This is a genomic window from Terribacillus aidingensis, from assembly GCF_900215625.1.
Classification (GTDB): Bacteria; Bacillota; Bacilli; order Bacillales; family Amphibacillaceae; genus Terribacillus; species Terribacillus aidingensis.
Window position 1 is genome coordinate 867,926 of record NZ_OBEK01000001.1, and the last position, 23,842, is coordinate 891,767.

Annotated in this window: 25 protein-coding genes; 21 read left to right on the plus strand and 4 right to left on the minus strand. The window is 42.4% G+C overall.

All coding sequences use genetic code 11. The annotated features are described in order from the left end of the window. Positions 1 to 19 precede the first annotated feature (19 nt). The gene (locus CRO17_RS04110; RefSeq protein ID WP_097039510.1) at positions 20 to 1,066 is read left to right on the plus strand and encodes a DUF871 domain-containing protein; all 1,047 of its coding nucleotides are present in this window, start codon (positions 20 to 22) and stop codon (positions 1,064 to 1,066) included. Positions 1,067 to 1,086: 20 nt separating this feature from the next. On the opposite strand, the gene CRO17_RS04115 is transcribed toward CRO17_RS04110, so the two are convergent. Together CRO17_RS04115 and CRO17_RS04120 are read right to left on the minus strand one after the other, a co-directional pair. Beyond that, entirely contained in the window at positions 1,087 to 2,343 is a 1,257-nt protein-coding gene (locus tag CRO17_RS04115) for a cation:dicarboxylate symporter family transporter (RefSeq protein ID WP_097039512.1), read from the minus strand. Between the two features lie 123 nt (positions 2,344 to 2,466). Next, positions 2,467 to 3,744, minus strand: a complete 1,278-nt coding sequence (locus CRO17_RS04120) for an Nramp family divalent metal transporter (protein WP_097039519.1) — start codon at positions 3,742 to 3,744, stop codon at positions 2,467 to 2,469. 230 nt (positions 3,745 to 3,974) lie between these two features. Between CRO17_RS04120 and CRO17_RS04125 the strand changes: the two genes are divergently transcribed. After that, positions 3,975 to 4,664 carry a FadR/GntR family transcriptional regulator gene (locus CRO17_RS04125; RefSeq protein ID WP_097039521.1) on the plus strand — a complete coding sequence of 230 codons (690 nt, stop codon included), beginning with the start codon at positions 3,975 to 3,977 and terminating at the stop codon, positions 4,662 to 4,664. A gap of 84 nt (positions 4,665 to 4,748) precedes the next feature. On the opposite strand, the gene CRO17_RS04130 is transcribed toward CRO17_RS04125, so the two are convergent. Beyond that, on the minus strand, positions 4,749 to 5,345 hold the full coding sequence (locus CRO17_RS04130; RefSeq protein WP_097039522.1) for a class D sortase: 597 nt from the start codon (positions 5,343 to 5,345) through the stop codon (positions 4,749 to 4,751). Positions 5,346 to 5,526: 181 nt separating this feature from the next. Between CRO17_RS04130 and CRO17_RS04135 the strand changes: the two genes are divergently transcribed. The 3 genes from CRO17_RS04135 to nagB all read left to right on the plus strand — a co-directional run bounded on the left by CRO17_RS04135 (position 5,527) and on the right by nagB (position 8,350). Next, a complete protein-coding gene (locus CRO17_RS04135) occupies positions 5,527 to 6,030 on the plus strand; it encodes a VanZ family protein (RefSeq protein WP_097039524.1) in 504 nt (167 codons plus the stop codon). A gap of 404 nt (positions 6,031 to 6,434) precedes the next feature. Then, on the plus strand, positions 6,435 to 7,592 hold the full coding sequence (gene nagA / locus CRO17_RS04140; RefSeq protein ID WP_097039526.1) for an N-acetylglucosamine-6-phosphate deacetylase: 1,158 nt from the start codon (positions 6,435 to 6,437) through the stop codon (positions 7,590 to 7,592). Positions 7,593 to 7,594: 2 nt separating this feature from the next. Further along, positions 7,595 to 8,350, plus strand: a complete 756-nt coding sequence (gene nagB / locus CRO17_RS04145) for a glucosamine-6-phosphate deaminase (protein ID WP_097039528.1) — start codon at positions 7,595 to 7,597, stop codon at positions 8,348 to 8,350. Positions 8,351 to 8,408: 58 nt separating this feature from the next. Here nagB and CRO17_RS04150 read toward each other — a convergent pair whose 3' ends face one another. After that, positions 8,409 to 9,041 (minus strand): YigZ family protein, encoded by a 633-nt coding sequence (locus CRO17_RS04150; protein WP_097039530.1) that lies wholly within the window; start codon positions 9,039 to 9,041, stop codon positions 8,409 to 8,411. A 143-nt stretch (positions 9,042 to 9,184) separates the two neighbouring features. On the opposite strand from CRO17_RS04150, the gene CRO17_RS04155 reads away from it, so the two are divergent. The 16 genes from CRO17_RS04155 to CRO17_RS04230 all read left to right on the plus strand — a co-directional run bounded on the left by CRO17_RS04155 (position 9,185) and on the right by CRO17_RS04230 (position 23,838). Then, positions 9,185 to 10,324, plus strand: a complete 1,140-nt coding sequence (locus tag CRO17_RS04155; protein WP_097039533.1) for a sensor histidine kinase — start codon at positions 9,185 to 9,187, stop codon at positions 10,322 to 10,324. A gap of 170 nt (positions 10,325 to 10,494) precedes the next feature. Then, positions 10,495 to 11,175 carry a response regulator gene (locus tag CRO17_RS04160; RefSeq protein WP_097039536.1) on the plus strand — a complete coding sequence of 227 codons (681 nt, stop codon included), beginning with the start codon at positions 10,495 to 10,497 and terminating at the stop codon, positions 11,173 to 11,175. Positions 11,176 to 11,373: 198 nt separating this feature from the next. After that, complete coding sequence (locus CRO17_RS04165) at positions 11,374 to 12,216, plus strand: DegV family protein (protein ID WP_097039538.1); 843 nt, start codon at positions 11,374 to 11,376, stop codon at positions 12,214 to 12,216. A gap of 48 nt (positions 12,217 to 12,264) precedes the next feature. After that, positions 12,265 to 13,659, plus strand: coding sequence for an ATP-dependent helicase ComFA (locus tag CRO17_RS04170; RefSeq protein WP_097039540.1), 1,395 nt, complete (start codon positions 12,265 to 12,267; stop codon positions 13,657 to 13,659). Positions 13,660 to 13,799: 140 nt separating this feature from the next. Beyond that, positions 13,800 to 14,333 carry a ComF family protein gene (locus tag CRO17_RS04175; protein WP_097039541.1) on the plus strand — a complete coding sequence of 178 codons (534 nt, stop codon included), beginning with the start codon at positions 13,800 to 13,802 and terminating at the stop codon, positions 14,331 to 14,333. 117 nt (positions 14,334 to 14,450) lie between these two features. Next, a complete protein-coding gene (locus CRO17_RS04180; RefSeq protein WP_097039544.1) occupies positions 14,451 to 14,858 on the plus strand; it encodes a TIGR03826 family flagellar region protein in 408 nt (135 codons plus the stop codon). Between the two features lie 93 nt (positions 14,859 to 14,951). Continuing rightward, complete coding sequence (gene flgM / locus CRO17_RS04185) at positions 14,952 to 15,209, plus strand: flagellar biosynthesis anti-sigma factor FlgM (protein ID WP_097039545.1); 258 nt, start codon at positions 14,952 to 14,954, stop codon at positions 15,207 to 15,209. An 18-nt stretch (positions 15,210 to 15,227) separates the two neighbouring features. Further along, a complete protein-coding gene (locus CRO17_RS04190) occupies positions 15,228 to 15,719 on the plus strand; it encodes a flagellar protein FlgN (RefSeq protein ID WP_097039548.1) in 492 nt (163 codons plus the stop codon). A gap of 42 nt (positions 15,720 to 15,761) precedes the next feature. After that, the gene (gene flgK / locus CRO17_RS04195; RefSeq protein WP_097039550.1) at positions 15,762 to 17,279 is read left to right on the plus strand and encodes a flagellar hook-associated protein FlgK; all 1,518 of its coding nucleotides are present in this window, start codon (positions 15,762 to 15,764) and stop codon (positions 17,277 to 17,279) included. Between the two features lie 7 nt (positions 17,280 to 17,286). Further along, positions 17,287 to 18,171, plus strand: a complete 885-nt coding sequence (flgL, locus tag CRO17_RS04200) for a flagellar hook-associated protein FlgL (RefSeq protein WP_097039552.1) — start codon at positions 17,287 to 17,289, stop codon at positions 18,169 to 18,171. 55 nt (positions 18,172 to 18,226) lie between these two features. After that, positions 18,227 to 18,820: a DUF6470 family protein gene (locus CRO17_RS04205; RefSeq protein ID WP_097039553.1), complete on the plus strand. Its 594-nt coding sequence runs from the start codon at positions 18,227 to 18,229 to the stop codon at positions 18,818 to 18,820. Between the two features lie 11 nt (positions 18,821 to 18,831). Continuing rightward, positions 18,832 to 19,269 (plus strand): flagellar assembly protein FliW, encoded by a 438-nt coding sequence (gene fliW, locus CRO17_RS04210; RefSeq protein WP_097039555.1) that lies wholly within the window; start codon positions 18,832 to 18,834, stop codon positions 19,267 to 19,269. Then, on the plus strand, positions 19,269 to 19,499 hold the full coding sequence (gene csrA, locus CRO17_RS04215; RefSeq protein WP_097039557.1) for a carbon storage regulator CsrA: 231 nt from the start codon (positions 19,269 to 19,271) through the stop codon (positions 19,497 to 19,499). The genes fliW and csrA overlap by 1 nt, the downstream gene beginning before the upstream one ends. Positions 19,500 to 19,623: 124 nt before the next feature. Next, the gene (gene hag, locus CRO17_RS04220; RefSeq protein ID WP_097039558.1) at positions 19,624 to 20,472 is read left to right on the plus strand and encodes a flagellin Hag; all 849 of its coding nucleotides are present in this window, start codon (positions 19,624 to 19,626) and stop codon (positions 20,470 to 20,472) included. Positions 20,473 to 20,556: 84 nt separating this feature from the next. Then, positions 20,557 to 22,458 (plus strand): glycosyltransferase, encoded by a 1,902-nt coding sequence (locus CRO17_RS04225; protein ID WP_097039560.1) that lies wholly within the window; start codon positions 20,557 to 20,559, stop codon positions 22,456 to 22,458. A gap of 66 nt (positions 22,459 to 22,524) precedes the next feature. Continuing rightward, on the plus strand, positions 22,525 to 23,838 hold the full coding sequence (locus CRO17_RS04230) for a glycosyltransferase (RefSeq protein WP_097039562.1): 1,314 nt from the start codon (positions 22,525 to 22,527) through the stop codon (positions 23,836 to 23,838). The last annotated feature ends 4 nt before the right edge of the window (positions 23,839 to 23,842 follow it).

The window sequence follows — 23,842 nt, forward strand, 5'->3', positions numbered from 1 at the left end:
TCTGCATAGGAGGGCAACAATGTTAGGGATAGCTGTCTACTTAAACGATTCTATTGAGGAAGAAAGCATTAAAAAGTACTATACTGCAGGATTCCGGAGCTTGTTCACTTCCCTGCACATCCCGGAAGAAGATGCATCAGTGTATCGAACGAAATTGCAATTCATCGGATCAATCGCTTCTTCATTGGGGATGGAGTTCATCGCTGATATCTCTGCAGCCAGCTTGGAGAAACTCGGCTTGAATTGGCAATCTGCTGACATTGTTTTGGACTGGGGTTTGACAGGTTTGCGAATTGATTATGGAATCGAGGAAGAGGTGATTATCCGGTTATCGCAACAGATGACAATTGCACTGAACGCTAGTACGTTGACGGAAGCACAATTAGTTCGTTTGATAGAGAAAGGTTTATCTGCAGCACATACAGAGGTGTGGCATAATTTTTATCCCCGACCAGAAACAGGATTGGCTCTTGGTGACTTTTTAGATAAGAACCGTATGTTTCAGTCGCACGGATTAAAGGTGCAAGCATTTATCCCGGGTGATCGCAACCGACGCGGTCCGCTGTATCAAGGTTTACCAACATTAGAGCAGCACCGCACTTATGGCACGTATGCTGCTTTTACAGAATTGAAAGCATATGGCGTAGATAAAGTTTTGATTGGTGACCCGGATGTCTCGGAGGAGGCGTTAGTGCAATTGGCTAACAGGACCCTCACACTTCGCGCACAAGCTCTCGGCGCTGCAAGTGATGCGCATCAGCTGCTCGCTAAAGGAACACAGAACCGTCCAGATAATGCACGTGATGTGATTCGTTCTGAGGAATCCCGTATGAGCGGGATGTTCAAGAATGTAAAGATAGAGCCTTCCAATTGTATAGAGCGGAGAGAGGGTGCTATTACAATAGACAATGATTTGTATCTGCGTTATAAAGGCGAAATTCAAATTGCCAGACGTACGCTGCCGCAGGACAATAAAGTTAATGTAATAGGCCAGGTAGTCGCTGAGGATTTACCGCTTTTGTACTATATAATAGGCGGCACGCATTTCCGGATTTTGTGGGTATGAAAAAAGCAAGCTGATTAGGCTCAGCTTGCTTTTTCTAGTGCTTTTTCATTCAGTTTGAATTTGCCTTCCCATTTGGAAATAACAACAACTGCTAAAGAGTTTCCGACAACGTTTACGGCAGTACGTCCCATATCAAGGATACGGTCGATACCAGCAATGAAGGCCAAACCTTCTGCCGGAAGTCCAACAGCGCTCAATGTCGCTAGCAAAACTACGAAGCTTGTACCAGGTACAGCGGCAATACCTTTAGATGTGACAATAAGGACACCTAGTACGAGCAGCTGATCCCAAATTGACATATCAATACCATACATTTGTGCGATGAATAATGTAGCTAAAGCTTGGTAAAGCGTAGAGCCGTCCAAGTTAAATGTGTAACCGGTCGGTACAACAAAAGATGTAATGGCTTTTGGCGCACCTAGGTGTTCCATTTTCTGCATAATCTTAGGAAGAACTGTTTCAGAGCTAGCTGTAGAGAATGCCAGCAGTAATTCATCTTTCAGCATGCGAAGCATTTTGAACAAATTCACGCCGCAAATCTTCGCAATAATAGAAAACACAACGACAACGAAGAATAGCATACTTCCGTATGTGATAATTGCAAGTTTACCTAGCGGAATAAGTGATTCCAGACCAAATTTGGCTACTGTAACACCAATTAAGCCAAATACACCAATAGGAGCTAGTTTCATAACAAGGTTTGTAATCCAGAACATCGTTTCGCTGACGCCTTGGAAGAAGGAAAGCACTGGCTTCCCGCGCTCCCCGATTGCTGCTACTCCTACTCCGAATAAGACAGAGAAGAATACAATCGCGAGCATATCACCTTCCGCCATCGATTGGAAAACGTTTGTCGGGATAATCTCTAGGAAAGTATCAACAACAGAATGATTTTCCTGTGTTGCGGCCGTTTCCTCGTATTGAGAGATGCTTGTTGTTTCTAATTCGGAACGGTCAATACCGGCACCTGGCTGGAAGATGTTACCGAAAGCTAGTCCAACGACTAATGCAATAGTTGTGACAATTTCGAAATACAAAATTGTTTTAAAACCTAGTTTACCAACTTGCTTGATGTCACCGACACCTGCAATCCCTACAACGATAGAGGCAATAACGATCGGCACAACGATCATCTTAATTGCCCGCAGGAATAAGTCCCCAAGGGGCTGTAATACATTAACGGCAGTCTCGCTGCCATAAAATATTGCACCAACAATAATACCTAGCACCAGTCCGATTAGAATCTGGTAAGCTAGTCCAATTTTAAAACGCTTCATATGATGTCCTCCGTGATGAAAGTATAAGAGTGCCAATAGTAATGATAATTACTATTTTGGCTGTTTGTCAATTTTGAAAGCTGACAGAGAGGGAAGGCACAATATGTGCCTTCCCTCAGCATATTAGAACATATTGATCAATTCATTGATCATTAAACCGCAGAACAATACGACGCTAATTCCTAATATGCCATTTGTAACCCAGCCGTTTCGATAATCTAGTTCCACCCGCTTCGAGTTAAGGAGCCACATAAGTGTGATGGCTAAGAATGGCATCAAGAATGCACCAAGTGCTCCCTGAAGCAGTACAAGACCGACTGGTTTATCGAAGAAGAGCAGCAGCATTGGCGGGAAAGTAAGCCAGAAAAGATAGAAACGATAAGCAGGATCTTTTTCAGAGATTGGCTGATTCTGAGACTGTCCCTTTTTTCGGATCGTACGAATGAAATCTGCAAACAGATATGGTACGCCATTCCATACACCGAGCAAAGAGGAGAAGGCGGCACACCAAGCACCAAGCATAAACATCCACGATACCACTCCATTAAAGGATTCTCCCAGCATTCCTGACAGGATGATTAAGCCTTCTTCGCCTTCAATTTTGATGCTAGAGCTGTGCAGGAACTCGGCACCAATTACCATAAGTGATAAGGTGAAGATGGCGGTTACGGTGTAGGCCACGCTATTATCAACGCGCATCATGGAAATCCAAGCTTTCCCTTTCCATTTCTTTTCTTGCAGCCAATAGCCATAAGAAGCCATTGTAATTGTACCGCCGACGCCTCCAATTAACCCCATAACAAGCAGGAGACTGCCAGCATCCATTCTTGGAATAACTATTCCCTGGATGATGTTGCTAATATTCGGGAGCAGGATGACAGCTGTCCCGACTACCGTAATAAACATAATACCGATGAAAACGAGCATTAATCGTTCAAAGAGCAGGTATTTTCCAGTCCAGATTAATGCGAACGCAGCCAGAAGATGCACGATTGCCCACGCCCAAAGCGGCATAATCGGGAACATAGAGCGCATCATCAGCGCGCTTGTGGAACCTGCTGCAGCTCCGTAAAGCACACCCCAAATGATGCTGTAGACGCCAAAATAGCCTGTTGCCCATTTACCTAGTGAGTGCCAGCCTTGCAGCATCGTTTTGCCGGTAGCGAGATGCCATCTGCCAACACCCTCGGTGAGGAAAAATTTGAAGATAGAACCTAATATAATTGCCCAGCCGAGCATCATGCCGAAGCCTGAACCGGCTACAAGCGCGGCGATAAGATCGCCAGTTCCGACACCCGTCGCTGCCGTTACGAAGCCCGGACCGACGTTGCGGAGTTTTTGTCCGAAGGTTTTCGGAGGAATAGGACCAGTTTGTGCTAACTGTTTCAATTCGCTTTCCATACAAGTACCCCCTCGCTATTGTGATTGTAAACGGTATAAACGATAATTTGCAAGATAAATTTGTAAGGCAAAAAAATCTTGATGTATGAGAAAGGCATGATAAAATAGAAAATGAGTAGAGGGAAATGCGATATATCAACGATTTAGTGATGAAAAGTATTAGTGAATAGTAATGTACAATTCCTGTTAAAAAATATTTGTCAGACAAAAAGGAGAAAAAGAACGTAATTATGAAGAAGGAGAAAATGGCGCATCGAATTGCGGCCGAAATCTTGGAACAAATTGTTGAAGGGGAAATCGAACCGGGACAAAAACTTCCAACTGAAAAGAAACTGTGTGAAAAATATGGTGTGAGCCGTGCATCCATTCGAGAAGCGCTAAGTGAATTAAAAGCACAAGGAGCTGTTTCTTCGAAGCAAGGTGGCGGAACTTATGTAGAGCAGGCATTTCACGGTGAATACTTTCATCAAGTGATGGTAGATGAATCAGATTTAGCCAGCTTTCAGTACTTATTCGAGATGCGCAAAATTCTGGAGCCAGAAGCAGCAATGCTGGCAGCGGAACGACGTACAGAAAAGGAACTTGCTGAGATGCGTGCGGCATTGGAGCTGATGCAGGATGCAGATGGTACCGAGATGCATAAAGGGCGGGATGCGGACTTCGCTTTTCATCTGGCGGTGATGAAAGCGACGCATAATCCAGTCATGATTCAGACATTTGCCAATTTGGATACTGTTTATAAGAAAGCACTGGCTTTGTCGTTTGAAGATAAAGAAGACTTACTGCGTAATAAACAAGTGATTTATGTGGAGCATAAGGAAATATATGATGCAATTAAGACAGGGGAAGCAGAGCTGGCACGGTTGCAATGTTTGATTCATTTGCGAAATGTAGAGAAGAAGTTAAATCCTGGTAACTGAATGGATTATGTTGGTCAGGGTTGCAAGAACTAAAAAGAAGCAAAAAAGGTAAACGAAAAACCGAACAGCCTGAGCTGCTCGGTTTTATTCTGTTTCTACGGGTACAGCTGTCCAGACAAATCGCTCTGGTGCATCACCTACGTAAGAAAATGGATAGCAAGTTGTAACTGTCAATACTTCATCAGGCGCAGTAGGCACAATAACAGTTAAATCGTCCTTATCAACAATCTTCGTGTTTTCAACTTTATATGTAAAAGAACCATATGGCATTTCCACGACAAATGTATCGCCCACTTTTACTTCGCCCATATTGCGGAATACTGTATCGCGGTGCCCGGATAAAACAATCTGATCATTTTGAAGCGGATAAGCCGTTCCTTTATAATGGCCGACTCCCTTCGCCAAGTCGTTGGCATCTGTGCCTTCCACAATTGGTAATTCCGCGTCAATCTTAGGGACATACAGGACACCGGCAACATCGCCTTGGCCGGGTTCAAAGGTACTTGCTTCTTCTTTCTCTTCCTCGGGAGTGAGCTTCTCTGCCGCATGTGCTTCGTGAAGCATGGATTTAGCAGCTGACAAGGACTCTTTTTGTGCTTGGGAGGTGGTATACCATTCGAAGCCTCCGTATCCGACTAACAGCAGTCCGGCAATGACTAATATGACAGCAAATCGTTTCATAGGTTCTCCTTTAGTATACAAGCATTATTGGCTAGTTTTTCTAGTTTATTATATCTAATTAATTTCCGGCGGAAAAGCTGTTTCATGTAAATGTTTAGTAAACCACCGCATAGGATACACTGCCCTAATGCGATTGGTTATGCTATAATCTAATCTTATCCAGAAAAAGGGAGGGGAAATAATGAGCATAAAAAGATGGGTTTATGGGATGCTGCCGCTGGCATGTATCATCATTATATACCTATTTTCCGCTACCCCCTATCAGGAACAGGATATCAAACCGATGCTCGCTTCTCATATCGATTTGAGTCCGCTCGTGCCTTATTTGTCACCTATCCAGTTTACCTATCATGGAAACGAAGTTAGTGTGGAGGCAGTAGGCATTTATTCCTTTGTAGAATTCTTCATTCGAAAAGGAGCTCACTTTACTGTTTATTTCTTTCTTGCCATCTTGGCATGTACGGCACTATATAAAGGGTTTGGCTTTAAGTATCGTGTGTCGCTGCAGCTGGCATTGGTTGTTTCCGTTCTGTATGCGTGTTTTGATGAGTTTCACCAAAGCTTAACACCTGGCAGGACACCTTATGTCGGAGATGTGGTGATTGACACAATTGGGGCATGTGCAGGGCTAATTGTAGTAATTATTGGGAGGAATTTGTACCATCTCTATTGGAAGCGCTCCTAATTGAATATGTTTATTTTTACAAAATTGGACATGTTCTTGCATGAAATGTGGTATAGTCACTAGGTGTAACGTGATACAGTTTACGTACATATCGTATAGTATCGATTTACCAAACGAGGTGACATAGTGAAAGAGCAGGAAATCTACAAAAACATCCTTGTAAAATTAATCTCACAGACTGAGAACAAACAGATCAATGATACAACTGACATGATGACAAAGCTAATTCAAGAATTACAATCATATCGAACAGCGAGCCATAACTGAAAGAGCAGCGAACCGACAATCGGCGCTGCTCTTTTTGTTTATCTATCAAAGCTGACGAATGCGTTTACATTCTCATTTCTTTCTCTTTCGCAATATGCTAGGCTGTAGATGATAATAAGGAAAGAAGGGAAACGGAAATGGGTGACATATTGCTTCGGAATATCCGTATTTACACGCCTGATCGAATCATTGACGGTTATATTGGTATAGCAAATGGGGTAATAGTAGAGATGGGCGAAAATAATCCTGCTATTGAATATGCGCTAGAAGTGGATGGAAAGCACCGCTTGGCATTGCCAGGTTTTATTGATGGGCATATTCATGGAGCGGCGGGTGCCGATACGATGGATGCCACGCAGGAAAGCTTGCATAAAATAGCAGCATGGCTGCCGAATGAAGGTACAACCACTTTCTTAGCTACAACAATTACCCAAAGTCAGTCAGCTATTGAATCTGCCTTGGAACAGGTGGGATTGTTCCAAAACAAGCAAGGTGAGGCTGAATTGATTGGAGTGCATTTAGAAGGTCCATTTGTGAACGAAAGAAAAGCAGGGGCACAACCGCTGCAGCATATTCAGAAACCTGACACGGCGCTGTTTTCTAAATGGCAAGAAACAGCGGGAGGCAAGATCAAGGTGGTGACCTTGGCGCCAGAACGTGACGACAACTATCAGTTCACAGAAATGCTAGTTTCAGGTAATGTCATTGCTGCGGCAGGGCACACCGACAGCACTTTTGAAGAAATAAAAGAAGCTTCCGCCCATGGCATTAGTCAGCTGACGCATTTGTGCAATCAAATGAATGGCATCCATCATCGTGATATTGGTGCAGTAGGAGCAGGATTTCTGCTAACTTCGTTAACTTGTGAGCTAATCGCTGACGGCATTCACGTTGCACCAGAGATGCTTCGTTTGATTTTCCGAAATGTCGGTGCTGAGAGATTGATGCTTATTACGGATTCGTTACGCGGAAAAGGCTTGGAAGACGGTACGTATGATCTGGGCGGACAAGCTGTAACCGTGGCAGATGGCAAAGCACTCTTGCCTGATGGGACGCTCGCGGGCAGTATGCTGCAAATGAAGGATGCTATCCGAAATATGGCTGACTTTGCAGATGCGTCCGTTGCGGATATTGTGAAGATGACAGCAGAAAATCCGGCAAAGCAATTTGGCATTTATGAGCGAAAAGGTTCTCTTGAGGTAGGGAAGGATGCGGATATTGTGCTGCTGGATGACGAGCTGGCGTTACAGGCAACCTATTGCAGAGGAAAATTGGCTTATCAGAAGGAGAAATGAGAATGCTCACAATGGAAAAAGCACAAGATTATAAAGAATTAAGCCAAATGGCTGCTGAAAAGATTATTACAAAACTTTCCCATAAGCCCGAGGCGGTCCTAGGGCTTGCAACTGGTTCTACACCAGTCGGCTTGTACGAAGCTTTAGTTGCGGCTTACAAAGAAAAACGGTTTTCTTTGGCAAAAGCAACGACTTTTAATTTAGATGAGTATGTTGGAATTCATCCGAGCGATGAGAATAGTTATGCTTATTATATGAATCAGCATTTGTTCAGCCAAGTCGATTTACCGGAAACTGCTGCACATCTTCCGAATGGTGAAACAGCGAATTTAGAAGCAGCTTGCACTAAGTATGAGCAGCAGATAGCTTCTGCTGGCGGAATCGATTTGCAGGTAATTGGCATCGGATTAAACGGTCATATCGGTTTTAACGAGCCATATACACCATTCGAGCAGCGGACACATGTGGTCGAACTGGACAAAACAACAAGGGAAGCAAATGCTCGGTTCTTTCCCAACTTGGAGGCTGTGCCGACACATGCTATTACAATGGGGATTCAAAACATTATGGAAAGCAAGGAAGTGCTGCTGCTAGTAGCTGGCGAACAAAAAGCCGCAGTATTGGAACGACTTGTTTATGGGGATGTAACGGAAGCATTCCCGGCTTCAATCCTTAAGGAGCATCCAAATGTAACGATTATAGCGGATCAAGGAGCTTTGAGCGGGTTAAAAGCTGCTGATTATCAAGCAGGGGACTAATTAATTTCCCGGGGAATAAATTTTGTCGAAAAAAAGATGTGCAGACGTCCGATGACGTTTACACATCTTTTTCTACATATTCTTGTCCGCCGAATTTGATTTCAGCTTGGGCATTGGTCAAATCGGTTATATATGCTTCAAACTCCTGCTCTTGACCTGATTCCATTGCAGTATGCAGGATAACACGGTCAGCGTAATCAATGTTCTGCAAAGTATAAGCGGATTGCCGCAAATCATTCTCAACTTTCCCAAGTAACGTGTAATCGATATGCACCTCGGCTAGCTGCATCAGCTGCCTTTGTACCACTCCGATTGTATCAATCGATTGAGATGCAGAACCTGAATAAGCACGGATAAGGCCGCCAGCTCCAAGTTTGATGCCGCCGAAATATCTTGTTACCACTACTGCTGTATCCTTCAGCCCTTTTTTCTTCAGCACCTCTAATATTGGTACACCTGCTGTACCGCTCGGTTCGCCGTCGTCACTGGCTTTTTGTATTAAATCGTGCTCGCCAATCATGTAAGCAGAACAGTTATGGGTAGCATCTTTATGTTCCTTTTTTATCTTCTGTACAAAAGCGATTGCTTCCTCTTCCGTCTCGACACGCTTTACATGACCAATAAACCGGGATTTTTGGATAACAATTTCGTGTGCGCCTTCCGTTTTTACGGTAAAATAAGTAGTAAGCATCTTGCGTTTTACCTCCTTGAGCACTCATTATATAAAGATAGCAGAAAATGTGACGAATTACACAGAAAAGTATTCCGTAACCCCCCAAAAGCAGTTAGGTAATTCGAATGATATAGCACAATAGATTGGTGGAGAAAAAGAAAATGGCAAAAAAAATCGAAGACAAAGCGCTCGATTCCATCATCAAAGAAATGGTGGAAGCTGTCGAGAATAGCAAGGATGAGATTTTTTACATAGGAGAAGAATCGCGCATAGAGTATGAGCAGCTTCTTGCTGATCTGCAGCTCACAAAGGAAAAAGTGGCTGAGATCATTAAAGTAGGCGATCAGCTCGAACAGAAGGTTCGCTATTCCAAGATGCGTCTGTCTGATGTGAGCCGCGATTTCGACCGCTATTCAGAAGAAGAAATCCGGGAAGTGTACGAGCAGACGCATAAGCTGCAAAGTGAGCTTCGTATGTCTCGTGAAAAGGAAAAAATTCTTCGGGAGCGGCGTGATGAAACGCAGCGGAGGCTGCAAAGCCTTGAATTAAAATTGAAACGCGCCGAAGGGCTTGTCGGCAAAATCAGTGTTGTTCTCAACTATCTGAACGATGACTTCAAACAAGTTTCCCAGCTGATTCACGATGCGAAGGAAAAGCAGGAATTTGGATTGAAAATTATTGAAGCACAAGAGGAAGAACGGCGCCGCCTTTCGAGAGAAATGCATGACGGTCCGGCACAGATGCTTGCCAATATCTTGCTTCGTTCTGAGCTGGTTGATCGGACGTTTCGCGAGAGGAGCACGGAAGAGGCACTGCTTGAAATCCGGAATATGCGTAAAATGGTCCGCAGCTCACTCTATGAGGTTCGCCGTATTATTTATGATCTTCGTCCAATGGCGCTTGATGATCTTGGACTTTTGCCTACCATCAAAAAATATTTGAATAATATTGAGGAATTTAACAATATTCATATTGAGTTTACCGCTCTAAAAGCAGAAAAACGCTTGAATCCGAAGTACGAGGTAGCATTGTTTCGTTTGACACAAGAAGCGGTCCAAAATGCTGTTAAGCATGCAGAACCAACAACGATTAAAGTTCGCTTAGAAGTGATGCAGGAACTCGTCGTCATTAGTATCGTAGATGATGGAAGAGGCTTTGATGTTTCCAAGAAGAAAGAGAATTCATTCGGCATAATCGGAATGCGGGAACGAGTAGAAATGCTCGATGGATCCATTAATTTTTATTCGGAAACTGGGAAAGGTACTCGAGTTTTAATCAAAGTCCCGCTCACAGACGGATAAGAGTGGCGAGAAACAGGTAATTGTGCTTATAATTAGAAGCATGCCACTAACGTCATCCGATACGTGAGACTGGTTAACGGACTTATTTAAAAACAATTATTACTTTAAACATTTTAAACATCCAGCTAAAAAAGAAAAAAAGACATGAATTTGTAGGAGGAGCAAACCACATGAGTACTGGTATATTATTGATTGATGACCACAAGCTATTTCGAGAGGGAGTAAAGCGTATTCTCGAATTTGAACCAGCTTTCCAGGTTGTCGCAGAGGGGGATGACGGTTCAGAGGCACTTGAACTCGTCGAAAAATACAATCCTGATGTCGTGCTAATGGACATCAACATGCCTACTACAAACGGTGTACAAGCAACAGCTGATCTAATTAAGCACCGACCGGATATTAATGTTATTATCCTTTCCATCCATGACGATGAAAACTACGTTACACATGCTTTGAAGACAGGCGCACAAGGTTACTTGCTGAAGGAAATGGATGCGGATTCTTTAATTGATGCTATTAAGGTTGTAAGTGAGGGCGGTTCCTATTTGCACCCGAAAGTGACACATAACCTTGTAAAAGAATACCGTCGCTTAGCAGAGGAAAACAACTCTTCCATCTCCAGTAAAATTGGCGAGCATCGCCGTCCGCTGCATTTGCTGACACGCCGGGAATGTGAAGTGCTGCAGCTGCTTGCAGACGGAAAGAGCAACCGCGGCGTAGCGGAATCTTTATATATTAGTGAAAAAACAGTCAAGAATCATGTGAGTAATATTCTGCAAAAGATGAATGTAAACGACCGCACGCAGGCAGTTGTTACTGCAATTCGCAACGGTTGGGTTGAAGTTTTATAAGATGTGAAGTCCGGGCATGCGCTCGGGCTTTTCTCTTTTTACGGCAAAAATATGGAGGAATCTACGCATCTCCTGTAGAAAAACGTAAAAAATACGCAGCTTGCAGAGAATGAATTGGTCAGCAGACATATGCAAAAAGGACAGTCATAAGGTAAGATAAAAAGAAAGAGTGAAAAAATGTAAGGGAGACCGATAAGTATGAAAATTGCTGTCATGACAGATAGTACAGCATATCTTACGCCAGAACAGCGAGAAGCTTTTGATATACATATGATTCCATTGCAGGTCATCTTTGACGATGCAACGTATGAGGAAGAAGTCGATATTAGCACGGCGGAATTTTATGAGAAAATCAAGCAGCAAAAAAGCTTGCCGAAAACGTCACAGCCTGTTGTTGGAAAAGTGATTGAGAAGCTGGAGGAACTGAGCAAAACATACGATGCTGTTATTAGCATTCACCTTTCCAGCGGTATAAGCGGAACGTATCAATCGATGGTAGCGGCTGATGATATGGTTGAAGGAATTGATGTGTATGCCTATGATTCCGAACTTAGCTGTATGCCGCAAGCGTATTATGCAATGGAAGCAGCGCAAATGGTAAAACAAGGTGCATCCGTCGAAGCAATCCTGGAACGGCTGGATGAGATGAAACAAACGATGATTGCTTACTTTATGGTGGACGATTTATCCAATTTGCAGCGCGGAGGTCGTCTGAACGGTGCCCAAGCACTTATCGGAAGTTTGCTTCAAGTGAAGCCAGTGCTTCATTTTGAAGATAAAGTCATTGTTCCATATGAAAAGATTCGCACCAAGAAAAAAGCTCTTAGCCGAATCAAGTCCTTATTCGCTGAACAAGCAGCAGGGGGAGACAAAATGAGAGCTTGCTTTATTCATGCTAATCGTCCCGAAGAAGCAGAAGCTCTTCGAGCAGAGATGCAGGCAGAGTATCCAAACTCAGAAATTGATGTATCTTATTTTGGCCCAGTCATCGGTACCCATCTTGGAGAAGGTGCCATCGGTCTGACATGGTATAAAGTGTAAAAGGGGAGAGTTTATCTTCCCTTTTTTTAATAGGAAAGGAGCAGTTATATGGAAATCGAACCAAAGCACTTTAGCGGCAAGAGGCTATTGCGCCGTGAAATCCCTCTCTCATCTCCCCTCTTTAAACAGGCACTTCAACAGCAATGCTTCAAGAAAATCCTAGGTATTCGCAAAGAAAAAGGACAGGCATACTGCAGCCGCTGCAATGCCAGCGGTGCTCATCTGCAACCGATTGCCTGCCAAAAATGTGAGCAAACCCATCTTTATTGCCGGAACTGTATTCAAATGGGCAGAGTCAGCGCTTGTGAGCAGCTTTATGAATGGACCGGTCCTGAACCGGAATGGCCAGTTCATGCTGCCCCTTGTGCCTGGGACGGGGAGCTGACTGTGCATCAGCAAGTCGCAGCCGATGCAATTGACCGGGCGATACAGCGGAATGAAAAGCTGTTGGCACATGCAGTTTGCGGCGCAGGAAAAACGGAGATGCTTTTTCAAGGTATCACATGTGCCCTCCGGCAAGGCAAGCGGGTCTGCCTGGCAACACCGCGCGCCGATGTTGTGCGGGAATTGCTGCCGCGTTTTCATGAGGCTTTTCCAAATGTCACGATACAGGCCTTATATGGCGGCAGCCCGGATAAGACAGGAGAAGGTCAGCTTATTTTAGCTACGACCCACCAGCTGCTCCGTTTTTACCGGGCCTTTGATGTACTTATTATTGATGAAATCGACGCCTTTCCTTACCATGCTGATTCCATGCTTCACTTTGCCTCTGATAAAGCCAAGAAAACAGCGTGCGCCTCTATTTTTCTCACCGCTACACCTCGAAAAAAAGAAAAGCGGGCTATTAAAGCTAAAACGCTGCCATATGTGTTTGTTCCGCTGCGCTTCCACGGCAATCCGCTTCCCGTACCATCTTCTAAAATTTGCTTTGGGTTACACAAGAAACTGAAGCAGGGATCTTTGCCGAAAGGACTGTTAACGTGGCTGCAAAAACGTAAAAATCCAACGCGCCAGGTGCTTCTGTTTCTGCCGACGGTTGCACTTGCTGATTCGCTGAAGAAAGATGCTATATCAGCATTACATCCCTTTGCTAAAAAAATCCATTCGAAAAATACAGCAGAAACGCTTATCAGTACGGTACATGCTGCCGATAAAGAAAGAGAAGAGAAGGTTCAAGCCTTCCGGAATCGTGAAATTGCCATCATCTTAACGACTACTATCCTGGAACGCGGCGTCACATTCCCGTCTGTGGATGTGGCGATTTTAGATGCCGCGCATGATGTGTTCGACGAAGCAGGACTTGTGCAAATTGCCGGCCGAGCTGGCCGAAGTCCTGCTGATCCGACGGGGGAAGTAGTCTTTTTTCATGAAGGAAGAAGCACAGCGATGGATCAGGCAGTACAGGCAATTCAATATATGAACCGCCAAGCGAGGAAATTATGAACAACTGTATGTACTGCGGCGAACCGAAAAGCGCTAGACCAATGTGGTCAACATTATTTTGGCCGGAACGCCTCACGTCTTTATGTGAAAGCTGCGCAAGTTCTTTTCCGCTGCTAACAAATCAAGGTTGCCCAAGTTGTATGAAGCAAGCAGGGTCCGATATATGCAGTGATTGTTTGCAATGGGAAACTTCAGACTACCAAGCTGTATTGGACAAGAATGTATCGCTGTACAGTTATAATTATTTTATACGTGATTATGTCGCGCAGTGGAAATACCGCGGAGATTATGCACTTGGAAAAGTATTTGAACAAGCTTTCCGGCAGCTATTTCAGCGTCATTTCAGTAATCAGCAGTATTTTGCTGTGCCGATTCCATTGAGCGACGAACGCATGCAAGAGAGAGGCTTCAATCAGGCTGCCGAGCTGGCAGATTTTACAGGAGCCACCCAAATAGAAGTGCTGGGAAGAAAGCACGGGGAAAAACAGTCTAAGCGCAGCAAGCGGCACAGGATGAGGGCAGATAACCCATTTTATTTGTTAGGAGAGAGTCCGCGATATACCGTACTCATCGACGATATTTATACAACGGGTGCCACGTTGAGACATGCTGCGCAAGTGCTCAAGGAAAATGGCGCACAAAAAATAGCGGCCTGTACCTTAATCAGGGGGTAACTTTCCCATATGCCAAATGTCGCGGAAACCGCGGCTTAAGTACCTTAACGTGCTATAATTATACTAAACAGGACACTTTCTGGTGTTCCTATTATACTAGGAGGAGGGCGTTAGCCTATGTTAGAACTAGCAAATTGTGTCCGCTGTGGAAGCGTATTTGCAAGAGATTATCGGGATATTTGTCCGAACTGTCATCGAGAGGAAGAACGTTCCTTCCAAATGGTGCATCAATACTTACGCAAGCGAGAGAATCGCCAAGCGACGATCCAGCAAATCACGGAAGTAACGACAGTTCCAGAGTCATTGATTATTAAATTTGTTCGCGAAAAGAGGCTGCAGCCGAGCCAATTCCCGATGCTGTCTTATTCTTGCCGCAACTGCAGCAACCAGATTACTGAAGGCGAAATGTGTGCAGATTGTAAAGATGATATGCGCAAGGAGCTGGACGTGGCGCTTGAATTAGATCAAAAACGGGAAACAGCCAAAGCGAGTGAGCAGCGCGTATATTATAATGGGAACAGATAAGTGAAATAAATCGATTAAATTGCTTAACATTTCCTCGATATGAACCGATATTATCTGTAAGAGTGTTAAGAAGTTGGAAAGGGGTGCAGATCTTTGAAAATACAAGGTCCGAACCAATCCGGTTTCAATCCGTACACAAAACAGCTCAAGCAGCAGGCCGACTTGCAACAAGCAAGTCAGCGTCAGGATAAACTGGAGATTTCCTCGGAAGCAAAACGGCTTCAGGAAGGCGACAAAATTCAGGCAAGCCGCCAGAGCTATGTGGAACAGATAAAAGCCGCAGTACAAAACGGCGATTACAAAGTCGATGCAGAGAAGACCGCCAAGAAAATGATGGATTTTTGGTCATAAGACCAAGGAGGAGCAACCATGGCTTTACAAGCTTTACTAGTAACGATTAACAAATTGCATACCTTGCACCGCAGTCTGCTGGAAATCAGCCGCTTGAAGACACATCACTTGAAAGCAAATGATATGGACAGCCTGCAAAAGCAGCTGCTGGCAGAAAAGAAGCATGTGCAAGCAACGGCGCAGCTGGAACAGCTGCGCATCAAGCAAACAGAGATATGGGCAGCAGCTGCCGGTATTCCGGTACCTGCTACGGTGACAGAGCTACTGCAAACGATAACCGATGAATCAGCTGCCAAACAATTGGAATCGGAATTAATCGGACTTACAGAAGCCGTAACAGAGCTCAAAACACAGGAAGCGCTCAACCAGCAGCTGCTGGAGCAGTCGATGCAATTTGTGCAAATCTCTCTGGATATGCTTGCTCCCTCCATCTCATCATTGAATTACGGTACACCAAGTCAACACGAGCAGCGACCGCAAAATCGCTCATTATTCGACTCCAAAGCATAACACAGATACGGAAAAGCTATCGGTAAAAAAGGGGAAAAATAGATGGGATCTACATTCCAAGGATTAGAAATCGCTCGTTCTGCGCTATTTGCGCAGCAAACAGCACTATATACAACAAGCAACAACATAGCTAATGCTAATACGGATGGTTATACAAGACAGCGTGTCAACTTTGAACAGATTTCACCTTACCCTGCTGCAGGTCGTAACCGTCCGCAAATCGTTGGCCAGCAAGGTACGGGTGTTGAAGCAGGTTCAATTGAACGAATTAGAAATACATACTTGGATGCCCAATACCGTTCGCAAACAGGTACGGCGTCTTATTGGAATACAAAGTCCGATGCGCTAAGCCGGATGGAAGGCGTCATTAACGAACCTTCTGATACGGGTCTTTCTGCCGTAATGGATGATTTCTGGAGTTCTCTTCAAGATCTTTCCGCAACACCAGAAGAATCTGGAGCTCGCTCTGTCGCTTTGCAGAAGGGACAAGCTGTTGCAGAATCGTTTAATTACATTTCGAACAGTTTCAGTAACGTTCGTACTGATTTGAAGGATCAGATGGATAATGTGTCTGTAAAGAGCATCAACTCTTATATGAATCAGATTAATGAATTGAACAAGCAAATTGCCGATATGGAACCGCATGGTATGGTTTCGAATGATTTGTATGACAAACGTGATGTGCTTATTGATGAGCTATCAACCATGGTCAATATAAAGGTGGATTATGAGAAATCAGGCGGGTTAGCACCTCAAGCGGCACAGGGAATTGCTAGGATTACATTAGTTGATGAGCAAGGTGCTGCACAAGCAGTTCTAGTTGACCCAGAGACAAAAACATTCCAGGAACTATCTGTGCAATATGGAGAAGATGAAAATGGTATGCAAGCAGTAGATAGCGTAACATTTGGCGAAACCAAAATTGCGGTAGAGGAATTTACATCCAAAGGGGAGCTTAAAGGTCTGATAGACTCTTATGGCTACTTGGAAGATGGTTCTGTTAAAGGAACATACCCGGAGATGATGCAGAACCTTGATAAAATGGCATTTAGCTTTGCTAGTGCGATGAATGAAGTGCAGCAAGCAGGCTATACAAAGGCTGGCGAGCTATCTGGTATTGATTTCTTTGATGCTGGTAACGAGGTTTACGGAGCAGCAGCAAATATCAGTCTTTCTGATGAAATTGATGGCAACCCAGATCTTATCGCGGCGAGCGCCGATGGAACTTCGGGAAACGGTGAAAATGCGAAGAAACTTGCTGAAGCAATGCGTACACCTATGGATGGTTTAGGTAATACTTCTGTCAGCAGTTTCTATGAAGGTATGATCGGAACATTGGGTGTGAAAGCGCAGGAAGCAAACAGACAAGCAGCCAACTCTATTTCTTTAGTAGATCAAGCTGACATGCAGCGCCAATCCGTATCAAGTGTATCACTTGATGAAGAAATGACAAATATGATCAAGTTCCAGCACGCATACAACGCTGCAGCCCGCAGCATGACTGCTGTTGACGAGATGCTTGATAGAATCATCAACAACATGGGATTAGTAGGGAGGTAAGTAGCAGATGCGTATAACACAAAGTATGATGTCTAATAGAATGCTGAGTAACTTGAGCAACAGTTACAGCGACTTGAATAAATACTCTGAACAGCTGTCTTCAGGTAAAAAGATTACAAAACCTTCTGACGACCCTGTTGTTGCTACCAAAGGGATGAGTTATCGTACCGAGGTGCGAGATGTGGAGCAGTATAAGCGGAATCTATCCGAAGCGCAAACTTGGATTGATAACTCTGATTCTGCACTGAGTAATGCTACGAGTGCTCTTCAGCGAATCCGGGAGCTCGCAGTTCAAGCAAGCAATGGCACGTATGAAGAAGGACAGCGCGGAAACATCGCGCAAGAAGTAGATCAGCTGAAAGAACAGCTGGCATCCGTTGCAAATACACAGATTAACGAGAAATACATTTTCAATGGATCGGCGACAGATACTGCACCAGTCGTTATTAATGAGGATGGCAGTGCAACTGTTGATTTCAATACTAATGCAGTAAGTCTTACTTTATCCAAAGGCGTTGAGGTGAAGATGAACGTGAATGGAGGGAATGTGTTTGGAGAAAAGCTTTTCAATGACTTGGAAAACTTTTCTGCTGCACTTCGTTCAGGAGGATCGGATGAGGATCTAGATCAGTACATAGGCGCACTTGATGAGAACATAAATAATCTTGTGAATGAACGTGCTGACCTAGGTGCTCGCATGAATCGGATGGACCTAGTGGCATCTCGCTTGGATGATCAAGAACTTTCTGCAACAAAGCTGATGTCCGATAATGAAGATGCCGAAATGGAAGAGGTTATTATGAATCTTACTTCTCAAGAGGCAGTACACCGAGCAGCAATGTCAGCTGGGGCACGTATCATCCAGCCGACACTAATGGATTTCTTAAGATAAATGTATAAAGCTCTGCCAGCTGGCGGAGCTTTTTGTATAGAAAGGAGTAATCGACATGGATATGCCACAGGTACGATTACAGTCACAGCAAGCTAAGATTAGTTTGACCATTACGGATGCTGCGGTTCAGATAGAACAGCCAGAAGCTGAGCAATCAATCCGTCAGCCGCATGCTGAAATTACAATGCATACGACACCATCCAAGCTGACAATCGACCAGACACAAGCTTGGAATGATATGGATTTAAAATCTGTTTTTAAGCGAACAGAAGACTTTGCAAAGCTAGGGAAAAAATCTTACTTGGAAGGCATCACACGCCGCGTCCAAGAAGGCAAGGAAATGATGGAGATTGAAAATGGCGGGAATCCGATTGCAAATCAAGCAAGGCGAATTGCGGAGCGGAAGCTAAAAGACTTTGCAATAGGATGGATTCCTTCCCAGTTTTCTGTTAAGTCTGACTATCAGCCATCTGAATTAAACATTAATGTAAAGGTTAATCAGCCCGAAATAAAGAATACACCGCATAAACCTCAATTTGAATTTCAGCGTGGTCAAGTAGATACAGGTATTGCGCAGTATCAATCACTTAAAGTGGATTTTGATAACTTGAAGTTCTATGGAGTCAACGGGTTCGAGATGAATATATAAGGAGTTTTGAAATGAATATTAAAACAAAATACTTTGGCGGTATGTCAGTAGATGAGAAGGCGGTTATTCGTTTTGACAAGGGAATACCAGGATTTCCAGAAGAAAAGACATTTATATTAATTGATTTTCCGGAAAATCCGCTGTTTCAGATTCTGCAAAGCACCGTCACTGTTCATGTAGCTTTTATCGTTGCGAGCCCATACCATTTCCATCAGGATTATGCTTTCGATTTGAGTGAACAAACAAAAGCGGAACTAGTAATAACGAAGCCAGAACAAGTTAAAATTTTATCTATATTAACTTTACGTAATCCATTTTCGAATAGCACAATCAACTTGCAAGCACCGCTCGTTATCAACACGGATGCCCTTAAAGGTCAACAGATTATTCTCTCAGATGGCTTCTCTACACGCAACCCTTTGCAGACTGAGAAAGCGAGGGCAGAATAATGCTTGTACTAACAAGAAAAGTTGGCGAGTCAGTTAAAATTGGTAATGATATTGAATTGACGATTCTTAGTATAGATGGAGAGCAAATTAAGCTGGGTATTGATGCCCCTAAGGAAATAACTATACATCGAAAGGAAGTTTATCTTGCTATCGAGCAGGAGAATAGTACTGCGGCAAATACCTCAGTCGATTTACTTAATTTCTTAAAAAATAATGAAGAAAAAAGCTAAACATCTAGTAAAAACCTCCGATATATATAGTACAGCAAAGGAAAGCAGCGGGCGGCCGACCGCTGCTAACCAAGAAAACCACAAGGATGTGGGCTGTACTTAAACTCAAGGAGGAATTTTTAAAATGAGAATCAATCATAACATTGCAGCACTTAACACGTTCAACAAATTGAGCGCTAACCAAAATTCAACACAAGGATCACTAGAAAAACTATCTTCTGGTCTTAAAATCAACAAAGCGGGAGACGATGCTGCAGGTCTAGCAATCTCCGAGAAAATGCGTGGACAAATCCGCGGTCTTGACATGGCTTCTAAAAACGCACAAGACGGTATCTCTTTGATCCAAACTGCTGAGGGTGCTTTGAACGAAACTCATTCTATCCTACAGCGTATGCGTGAATTGGCTACACAGTCTGCCAACGATACAAACACAGATACAGACCGTGCTGAACTTCAAAAAGAAGTAGATCAGTTGGCTCAAGAAATCACTCGTATCTCAACAGATACTGAATTTAACACGAAGAAACTAATCAACGGTGAAATTGATTCTACTGATGCTGGAACTGCTCTTACTTTCCATATTGGTGCTAACCAAGATCAAAATATTTCTCTTGATATTTCTGACATGGGAGCGTCTGCTCTAGGAGTAGAAGGGGCATCTGCTACAGCAGGTATTAACATCTCTTCTCAAAGTGATGCTAACGCTGCGATTTCTACAATCAACGCTGCGATTGAAACAGTATCTGCTGAGCGTTCTAAGCTTGGTGCATACCAAAACCGTTTGGATCACACAATCAATAACTTGCAAACATCTTCTGAAAACTTAACTGCTTCTGAATCTCGTATCAGAGACGTTAACATGGCTGAAGAAATGATGAACTTCACGAAGAACAACATCCTTTCTCAAGCTGCACAGTCTATGCTTGCACAAGCTAACCAACAGCCGCAGGGTGTATTGCAACTTCTACAATAATAATGTTATAGGCGAATTTATTTCGCCTATAAAAATACTGATCCAACATATTTGGATCAGTATTTTTATAGATTGAGGTGTATTATGAATAAACCACAAGTATCTCTTTGCATGATTGTGAAGAATGAAGAAAAAGTAATTGGACGTTGCTTAGATTCCGTAGTTAATTTGGTTGACGATATAGTTATTGTAGATACAGGTTCAACTGACCGTACAATTGAGATTATTAAAGAGTACGAAAGTGCACGTTTGTTTCATTATAAGTGGAATAATAATTTTGCAGATGCCAGAAACTTTGCAGCTAGTCAAGCTATAGGTGATTGGATTTTAGTATTAGATGCAGATGAATTCTTGGAAACAGGGAACGCAAAACATGTAATTGATAACTTAAAGTACACAAAAGAAGACGTATTTGCTATTAACATAGTGAATTTTGTAGGTGTCGATGGGACACGTACATTAGAGAATAAGCATGTGAGATTATATAGAAATACAGGTAAATATCATTATACTAGAGCTATACACGAGCAACTCGTACACAAAGATAATAAAAATATAACTGTCAATTTATCAGACCTTATTGCTTATCACTCTGGATACTTAGATGACGTAGTGAAAAAGAAATCAAAAACAGACAGGAACACCAAGTTATTAAAATTACAATTAAAAAAAGGAAAAGAGGGCTTTGACTATTACAATCTAGGCAATGAATTAAAGAAAGAAAAGAAATATGAGCAGGCCCTTGATGCTTATCTGAAAGCATATAAGAAAAAGGAAGATCCATTTATTAACTGGGTTCCTATATGCTTATTAAATATTATTGAAACTTTATTTACGTTAAATAGATATAATGATGCATTAGAGATTCTTAAAGATGCAACAAGAATTTACTCCGATGCAGCGGACTTCTTGTATATGAAGGGGGCTATTTATCTAGCTCAAGGAAGAAAAGAAGATGCCAAACAAGTATTTACATTGATATTAAGTGAGCGAGCGTCTTTTAAAACGGTGGTTAAAAGCTCTGATTTTATTGAATACCTTCCTGCATTGAGATTAGGTAGAGTTTATGAAATAGAGAAGAATATGGACAAAGCTGTACAATATTATTCGAAAGCTTTAAATGTTAATAATCATTGTTTTGAATCTCTTACAAGCCTTATGAGATTATTCGCAATTCATACCTCGATTAAAGAAACACTGGATTTTGCCAAGCCATTTCTAAAAAATAACTTGGAGGATGTCTTGCTGTTTGTATTAAACGATGGGTTATATGAGCTTGCAGATTTAATTACCCAGGAATTCGAAATAGAAGAAAATATCTTAGATATTATTCAAGTTAAAATCTCTTTAATACAAAACAAGGCACTAAAGAATGATTTGTTTGGGAAAGATGAACAAAAGCTTGCTTTGGCATTAAAGAAAAAATACCTGGACGCTGGTGATATTTATTTACTTAACAGACTTAACCCTTCACAGGAATTAAGTCAGGTTTATAAGAGCATCATCAGGAATTCTTTTTTAGCTTTCTTGATTGACAAGGAATTTGATGTGTCTGTGTTACAAAAAGAGGAGTATACATCAGAATTCTGTTATATGATTAGAAAGTTGCTTAAATACAACAACTATGAGGTTGCCAATGAACTGCTAGATTATGTTAATTTGTTTGCACCCTCCGTTTATGCGAAACTCGGCGGAATCTTCTTCTCACTTTCACAAGAAGACCTTGCAATGTCTTTTTATGAGAAAGCTGAATCTCACACACTGGAAAGTCAGGACTTTTTAAATGTAATTTTATGGTTAAGAGCTCAGGAAAATAAACAGGAAGCTAATAGAATTGCGAAAGAGGCTTTAGGAAAGTTCCAAGGAGATTACCGTTTTTATGAACAGATAATTGAAACAGACTCGGATCCTGAGCCATATCTAATGGAGGCTTTGGATATATACAAAGATAGCATTACATTTGAACAGATGTTATTGGAAATATGATAAAACGCACCTTATTAGTAGGTGCGTTTTTAATTGAAAAAAAACGAAAAGCAGAGGTGCAGTTTCATGTTAATAGATATAGTTTTAGGGTATGCAGAAGGAAAAGGCGGATTAGAAGATGTGCTGACTACAGTATCAAAAGGCCTCGTGAATAAAGGACATAAAGTGCGTGTGTTACAATCACATCCTCCAAAATACAGAGAGTGGGAGGAAACAATCACTGAAATTTATTATTACGGTCAAGAAGCTAAGGTGGAAGAAGAGACGGTGCATTCTATGCAAATGGGTTATGCAAACTTTTTGAAAGATAGTGACCTGCCAGATGTAATCATAGCAACGCATGCCCCTATACTAAGCTACATTTGCAGGACAGCTATTGCTCGCTTCAAGCCAAATACACCGGTCTTATCTTGGTTGCATGGACCTCCAGCCTATTTTGGGGGAGAAAGGTATTTAAATTATAGTGATGCTCACCTCGCTATTTCTTCAAGTATAGGTCGTACAATTACTGATTATATCGAGGAACAACCAGTATATTTGATTAGTAATCCAGTAGATGTTAATCAACATGTAATTGCTCGATCTGAAGAATTAAAAATAATTTTTATTGGCCGACTGAGTAATAAAGAAAAAAGGCTTGATGTATTGCTGAGAGCATTAAAGGGTGTGAAAGGAGACTGGAGCCTAACCGTTATAGGAGACGGGCCAGATAAGCATATGCTGCATGATCTGGCGGAAAGTTTACAGATTAGTGATAAAATATCATGGCTGGGCTGGAGAACTGAACCTTGGAATGAGATAGATGATGCCTCTGTACTGGTCTTACCTTCTGATTTTGAAGGGTTTGGATTAGTATTAATAGAAGCGCTCTGTCGGGGAGTGGCGGTCATTTCTTCTGATACAGATGGGGCAAGAGATATAGTTGAAAACGGTGTTAATGGATGGATCTTTCCTAAAGGTGATGTAAATAATTTAAAAGACCTGCTTAACGCAATCCAACTAAATGAAATTACTCTTCCAGATCAAAGAAAATGTATTAATTCTGTGGTAATGTACAAATCGGATAAAGTTGTCGAGAAAATAAATGACATCCTTATTCACTTCACACATGAAGTAAACAATAATATTGTAAAGGGTTTGCAAGAGGATGTGGTAACTTGTAATTTTATAAGTACAGATATTTATTCAACTTTAATAAAAGCTCTATCAGATAATAATGGTTTTCACTGGTGGGAATTAAAAATTAATATCATTAATTATTCATATACAAAGGCTGTTGTTCTTTTCTCATATCAAACGGACGAGCATGCTAATATAGAGGAAGCTAGGGTAAGATTAATTAATAATAACGGAACTTGGCAGGTGAAAAGAATCTTTTAGAAAA